7 protein-coding genes and 1 pseudogene are annotated in these 6,154 nt (G+C 54.9%); 4 read left to right on the top strand and 4 right to left on the bottom strand.

Annotated elements, in window-relative coordinates; all coding sequences use genetic code 11:
• A partial coding sequence (locus tag N5D30_RS25820; protein WP_279911297.1) for a DNA/RNA non-specific endonuclease occupies nucleotides 1-328 on the top strand: 328 nt, incomplete at its 5' end.
• Nucleotides 325-804: a hypothetical protein gene (locus N5D30_RS25815; RefSeq protein ID WP_279911296.1), complete on the top strand. Its 480-nt coding sequence runs from the start codon at nucleotides 325-327 to the stop codon at nucleotides 802-804. The genes N5D30_RS25820 and N5D30_RS25815, both read left to right, overlap by 4 nt.
• A 58-nt stretch (nucleotides 805-862) precedes the next feature.
• Here N5D30_RS25815 and N5D30_RS25810 read toward each other — a convergent pair whose 3' ends face one another.
• Nucleotides 863-1,273 (bottom strand): DDE-type integrase/transposase/recombinase, encoded by a 411-nt coding sequence (locus tag N5D30_RS25810; RefSeq protein ID WP_279911298.1) that lies wholly within the window; start codon nucleotides 1,271-1,273, stop codon nucleotides 863-865.
• Nucleotides 1,274-1,730: 457 nt separating this feature from the next.
• Complete coding sequence (locus tag N5D30_RS25805) at nucleotides 1,731-1,964, bottom strand: transposase (protein ID WP_279911295.1); 234 nt, start codon at nucleotides 1,962-1,964, stop codon at nucleotides 1,731-1,733.
• 409 nt (nucleotides 1,965-2,373) lie between these two features.
• On the opposite strand from N5D30_RS25805, the gene N5D30_RS25800 reads away from it, so the two are divergent.
• The gene (locus tag N5D30_RS25800) at nucleotides 2,374-3,672 is read left to right on the top strand and encodes a hypothetical protein (protein ID WP_279911294.1); all 1,299 of its coding nucleotides are present in this window, start codon (nucleotides 2,374-2,376) and stop codon (nucleotides 3,670-3,672) included.
• The gene (locus N5D30_RS25795) at nucleotides 3,669-4,616 is read left to right on the top strand and encodes a trypsin-like serine protease (protein ID WP_279911293.1); all 948 of its coding nucleotides are present in this window, start codon (nucleotides 3,669-3,671) and stop codon (nucleotides 4,614-4,616) included. The genes N5D30_RS25800 and N5D30_RS25795 overlap by 4 nt, the downstream gene beginning before the upstream one ends.
• 61 nt (nucleotides 4,617-4,677) lie before the next feature.
• Here the strand turns inward: N5D30_RS25795 and N5D30_RS25790 are convergent.
• A pseudogene (locus N5D30_RS25790) lies at nucleotides 4,678-5,048 on the bottom strand (transposase); the annotation flags it as partial.
• Nucleotides 5,049-5,157: 109 nt separating this feature from the next.
• Nucleotides 5,158-5,958, bottom strand: coding sequence for a hypothetical protein (locus N5D30_RS25785; protein ID WP_279911292.1), 801 nt, complete (start codon nucleotides 5,956-5,958; stop codon nucleotides 5,158-5,160).
• Between the last annotated feature and the right edge of the window lie 196 nt (nucleotides 5,959-6,154).

Below are 6,154 nucleotides of genomic sequence, written 5' to 3'. Positions count from 1 at the left end.
TGAGCGGAGCAAACATGCACAGCGCACAGTAGGGGCTGACGATGGCCGCTTGCCTGACGACCATGGAGGCCATCTCATCGGCTCCCAGTTCGGAGGCTTCGAGGGCTATGAAAATCTCACGCCTATGGCCAGTGAAATCAATAAATACCCCAATGGTAAATGGGGGAAAATGGAAGAGAACTGGGCGCAGGCGCTAAGAGATAAGAAGAGTGTTAAAGTCCATATTGAACTGATTTACACCGATGATACGATGCGAGCGGGAAAGTTTAAGGTTACAGAAATCATCGACGGCAACCGGAAAGTTAACGTGATTGAGAATCCAAGATGACGCCTAAGATTGAAGAGTCCTACCGTGAGATAGCGATATCTGTATATAACGAGCTGCCGGAAATTGGCTGGAAGAAAGCCGTATATACTTATCAGGTTATTTGTGGCTATAGCTCTCAAAATGGGTATTTTCTTAGCTCTGAAGGCCAGAGATCGAAGACCTTTGTAATAGACGGTGCTGGTTTTGATGCGCTTTTGCAGCTGCGTGATGAAATGGCAGCCCAGCACGCTAGTGGTCAAGCTTGGTATACAGCGAACTTCTCGTTGACCCCGGACGGAAAGTTTAACTTTGACTTTGACTATGATCACCTTCCTACCTTCGACATAATGCCTGATCCGGAAGACTGGCTAGAGGAGTTCAAAAAGTACCCACGGCCTGAACTGCAGGCGCAGATTCAGGATTGGATTGATGGCCGAGTACCCGACAAGGATTGGCGACTGTTGGTGGAAAGGCTTGAGCAGCTTGCATCTCACTAGTGTATTAGCGAGTGGATCTAATTGAGACTGGTCTGTCCCGGAGTTGGTGGACAGGTAGTTAAGAGTTACTGCTAGCCTTTCGCCGCTCAAACTCCATCGGACTGAGATAGCCCAGCGTCGAGTGGCGACGGCGGTGATTGTACAGGTCGTTTTTCGCCTCCTGGTAGCTGGCGTAGCGAGTCAGGTACACCCGCTCAGCCTTCAGCGAACGAAAGAAGCTCTCCATCGCGGCGTTGTCCCAGCAGTTCTTCGGACGTGAATGGCTGGGCGCGATGCGATGTCGCCGCAGCAAGGCCTGGTAATCGTACGCGCAGTATTGGCTGCCACGATCCGAGTGCAGCAGTAACTCGGTTTGCGGCTGTCGGTGAGCCACGGCCATCTCCAGCGCGGCGTGTACCAGGGCCTGCTGCATCGCCCAACCGACGACAGCGCGTGAAAAAGATCGAGCACGACGGCCAGATACAGCCAGCCTTGGGCCGTCTGCACGTAGGTCATGTCCGAGACCCAGTGCCGATTAGCGCGATCCGAGGCGAACTGGCGATCCAGGTGATTTGGGGCAATCGGCAGAGCATGACGATTGCTGGAAACCAGCCGCCAGCGCTTGCGCGAGCGAACGCGCAGACCGGCTTCGCGCATCAGTCGAGCAACCCGGTGTCGACCACACACATGCCCCATGGCCGCCAACTCGGCCTTGATTCGGCGATGGCCATAGATTCCATTCACCTCGTGGTGGATGGTGCGGATCTCTTTGCTCAGACGCCGATTCGCCATCTCTCTCGCCGAAGGTGGCCGCTGCTGCCAGGCATAGAAGCCGCTGCGTGATACCCGCAGCAGCCGGCACATCGGTGCTACGGGATAGCGACTGGTCAGCGCCTCGATGGCGCGGAACTTCACTTCGTGGGCTGCGAGAAGATGGCGAGCGCCTTTTAAAACATCGCGCTCCGTGGTGACCTGAGCCAGTTGCTGGCGTAGCCGGCGCAACTCCGCACTCTCGCCACGCTGCTTGCCATTGCCCGGAAAAGCAGGCGCTTCCATTTGCTCAGCAGGCTTTCAGCGATGCCCAGTGTCTCAACCACATGACGAAGCAGCGTGCCGGCAAGTACTTGGTCTACCGTCTCGCGTTTGAACGATTCGGGGAAACGTCGTCTGGTCTGGGTCATGAACACTCCTTGCGGTGGACATTATCCACCTTAAGTCAGTGTCCACTCAGCTCGGGACAGACCAATGGTGTCTACCTAGTTTAAGTGGGCAGCGCTTCTGGCCTATCAAGCGTATTTTCCATGCCTCTCAGCGCCGCACCTACAGCAAATCTTTCAAAGCCAAGTCATCCAAGAGTGTTCTACACCGGTGCCTCCAAGCGTATCGTCGGCGAGGCTGATGATCGACGGCACAAACTCCACGTAACGCCTCTCAAAGCTGTCGACCGCCGGGCCGGCCAATGGGGCTAGGAAAGAGAGTAACTTGAGCAGCAGAGTTTGATGCATAAGCTAAGCTGCCATCAGCGCTCCGAAACGGTGATTGTGACCGGAGTTGCTGGCACGAATAAGAATCCGCTGAAGGGATGAAGCGATGGATCTAAATCGTTCGTGGGGCTATTACCTGCTGTTGTCAGGACTGCTAGCGGGGTGTGCAGGATCCCAAAACCAGATGCAAGTTAGTCCTGACCACATTAGGATCAGCGCGGGCACCACCTCAGGTTTTCGGGTGTTTCATGGCGAATGCCTAAACACCGACGCGGACAACGTTAACCCTTTGCTGCTTCCGCTGCTGACCAATGTGATTTCCGGGGGCCTTAAAGCTGTCGGTACCGGCCTGAAGTCGTACGGTGAAGACTCCGATGCCAAATTTGCCTCTACGCTGAATTTCAACAGGGGCGAGGACGTGAGAGGTTGCCTCCATGTGGTTTATGGCAAAGTTTTTACCGATTCAGCTGACTTCCTAGATTCCTCGGTGAAGCTGGATAGTATCCTGCCGTTACCATGGCTGGCCGTGGCGCGCGCGAACGGTGAATCTGGGGAGTCTGTGGATGACTGGGTCGCAGGGTTGCCGCAAGTGCTTGCCGATGCAAAGGCGAAACTGGCCAGCAGCGGAGCCATGCTTGCCGAAAAGCCGAGTTTTTTCGCCGAAATGAAAATTATCCGATCTCCTGACGGTTCTAAAGTAGCCGTCCGCTTACGAGCTTTCTATTACGGCGAACGCTTGGACAAAGGCTGGTCTCTAAGATCAAAGTCCAAAGCAATTGTTCTCACTGTTTCTGGATTCGATCCATCCAAGGCGTTAGTTGAAAATCTAAAAAATGGGTATTCCGTGCTCCAATCAGACGTGCCCCTCGGACAGGCTTGGGTTAGCTCGGACTTACTCTCTCCTAATGGCGAAGGCAGAGGCCGGGATGCTTGGGATAGCCCTTGGTATGCCCTGCCGCCAGACAAAAATACGCCCACAACCCTGGTGGCCGGACTCCTTGAGACCACTGCGGGTAGCAAGTTCTTGGGTGTGTTGGGCGCAGCGCTCGAGGGGGGCGCTGACACCACAGCACAAAAGTATGTTGACTCACTCGACCCCGCTAAACGAGCTACTGCTGAGAACGCAGCAAGAACCGCTGAAAATACTGCGCGAACCAACGCTGCTGCCGCGGTTGTAACTGCCATATCCGATGTTGATGCAGCACAGGCTGCTTATGACGCATGTATCAACACAATGGAATCGGAAGATAGCGACAATAGCGCTAAGAGAGCTGCAGTAGTCGCTTTCGCATCAGCCAGGGTCACAGCGGCCGCATCAGTCGCTTCTGCAGAGCCATTGTTTTCACAGATGGGCGTTCCAGCCTCATTCCTGAATAACCCAGGGAAATGCAAGGTGCCGAAATGAAAGTTTTACAATGGATAGCCCTCGGCACGTTGGGAGTGACTCTGAATGCCAATGGTCAGGAGAATGTTATGGGTTGGGCGTCGGTCGACAGGGATGCTGACGTTCTGGTTAAAGGCGGCATGGAGGCCAGCGTCAACGATTTCACTGAAACTGTTGTGGTGGAGTTCGAAAGCGCATCAGAACAGGCGTACTGCACGGGTGTGCTTATCGCCACAGACGCGGTACTGACAGCAGCCCACTGCGGTTACCGAAAGTTGGTGCCGGTGAGGGTTACCGCTGCAACCAGCTTGAGCCAGGCGCTTAAACTCGGGTCTGGAGGTTATTCGAAGACTCCGCCAACCGGCCTGCCGCAAGTTCAATCAGCTGCGGTTGCTTCATTTGCGGTAATGGATGTGGGCGCTGTCGCACAAGGTAGAAACTTGGGCGGTCGTGACTTGATGGTGATCAAGATGAGAACTGGATTCATCTCTCCCGCTAGTCCTATTGCAATTTCGTCACTGAGTGGCCTTAACGACGCGAGGTATGTACGAGTCGTCGGTTTCGGGGATGACGGACAAGCGAACGCTGGCCGCAAGCTGTTCGCCGATGTGCCGATAGCGTCATCAAGGTGCACCCCGGCTCCTGTACCGGGGGCGGAAAGTTGCAAGGCCGGTCGCGAATTGTTTGCAAAAGACCCGCAAGGTGCATTCGATGCCTGCCCAGGTGATAGTGGTGGCCCAGTCTATGTGAGGAGCCAGTTTGGCCGGTACCGCTTAGTTGGGATCGCTTCTCGGGCATCAGGTTTCTCCTCCCAATGCGGTGGGGGGACGATAGTGACGCTGCTCGATGCAGAGCGCTTAAGTTGGATTAGCTCGCAAGTAGGGGTGCAGGTCAACGCGCAACCGCTGAGGCCGGAACTCCCGGTGGACAAGCGATGTGAGCCACCGGCTTGCTATTATAAATAGCTGTCGCAGTAGGACATCGAACAAAAACGGTGTAAGCGTCCGCCAACTCGCCTTGCGTAAATCAGGCCGGCACCCACTGATGCGGCAGCAGTTGTCCGATCTCACTGGCCCGCTGTGTCGGCAGCCGCGTCAGCACATCTTTGAGATAGGCATACGGATCATGTCCATTCATGCGTGCCGATTGGATCAGGCTCATGATCGCAGCCGCCCGTTTACCGCTGCGCAGCGACCCGGCAAACAGCCAGTTCGAGCGTCCGAGCGCCCAGGCCGTATCTGGTTCTCGATCTGATTGTTGTCGATGGGCACAGCTCTATCGTCCAGGTATCGCGTCAGCGCTACCCAGCGTTTCAGTCTGTAGTTGAGGGCTTTTGCCGTGGCTGATCTGTTGGGAACCAGATCGCGCTGGGCCAACATCCAGTCATGCAGCGTCTGTAAGCCACCGAGCGATTCACAGCGATCAAAACCAAGTATGCGCTGACCAATGCTGCGCTGCCTCTCCCAGTTCAGCTTGAGAGACATTTTTGTTGATGCGGCCTATAGGCTAGATCTGTTTGAATGGCAACCATTTTCCATAGCCAAGACAGGTACGGCTGTTCAAAAGATGAGCACACTCAACTGCTTCGGGTGGTGGGGGCGGTGGTGGATCTTCAAGCTCATTAGCGAACGCTGATATCTGCTCGGCGGCCTGCGCTCCAGCGTACTCGGCAACTCGCCCCTGCTGACGTGCATTCTTGACCAACATAACCGCCTCAATGCGTGTTAGATCCGAGCAACCACCTTGATCAAAAAGCCAAAGTAGATCCCGGGCAGCAGCATATGCAGCAACACCGTTCCCCGGATCGATTTCAAGTGCAGCAAGCCGTGCATCATGTGCTTCACCAAGCCTAAAACTGTTTCCCAGTTGATTTGCGAGGTTCGTCCAGGATTGAGTTTTCAGCGCAGGATCAGCTTCTGAATCCTGAGTCACTCTCCAATAGCATCTACGTGCTTCGGCGCGATGCTCTCGGGTGCTCTCTTGATGGTCCAGCCAACTCTGATTACCCGGCGGGTTGCCTACTGCTGCGACAAGCCCATTTGCTAGGTTGTAGACGATACCTACCACAGTCGGAAAATGACTTTCGAGCTCGCGAAGAAAAGCGAGGCCCTCTTCAATCGCATCTTTTTGCTGAGTCAATGCACCGCCATCCACCAAGACTGCCGCACGCAGGCTCATCAAATTGAAGCGTTCAGGTGTATCAAGGTCGATCGCCCGGGCCTGTCTCACAGCCTCAGCAGGATCGCTATCCAGCAAGCTATTGAGATGAGCGGACAGCTCGTAAAACCTGTCCAGCATTGATGACATTGTGCGACTCCCTATGGCTCGCCGTAGTTGCGTAGACACTGCTGTGGCTTTTGGTGGACTACCCCCGCTACAACTGGTCGCGCATCAAAGCAGCATTGATTACCTGCATTGATCTGTCCTTCGTTGAAGAGGGCAGCCAAAATCGGGTTTCACCTTATAGTGCCAGCAGTTGCCTGCGCCAGTGAGTGACCCCTTC

The sequence above is a fragment of the Pseudomonas sp. GD03875 genome, from assembly GCF_029840585.1.
Taxonomy (GTDB): Bacteria; Pseudomonadota; Gammaproteobacteria; order Pseudomonadales; family Pseudomonadaceae; genus Aquipseudomonas; species Aquipseudomonas paralcaligenes.
Note: the sequence above shows the minus strand (reverse complement) of the source record. Positions and strands in the feature narration are given on the sequence as shown.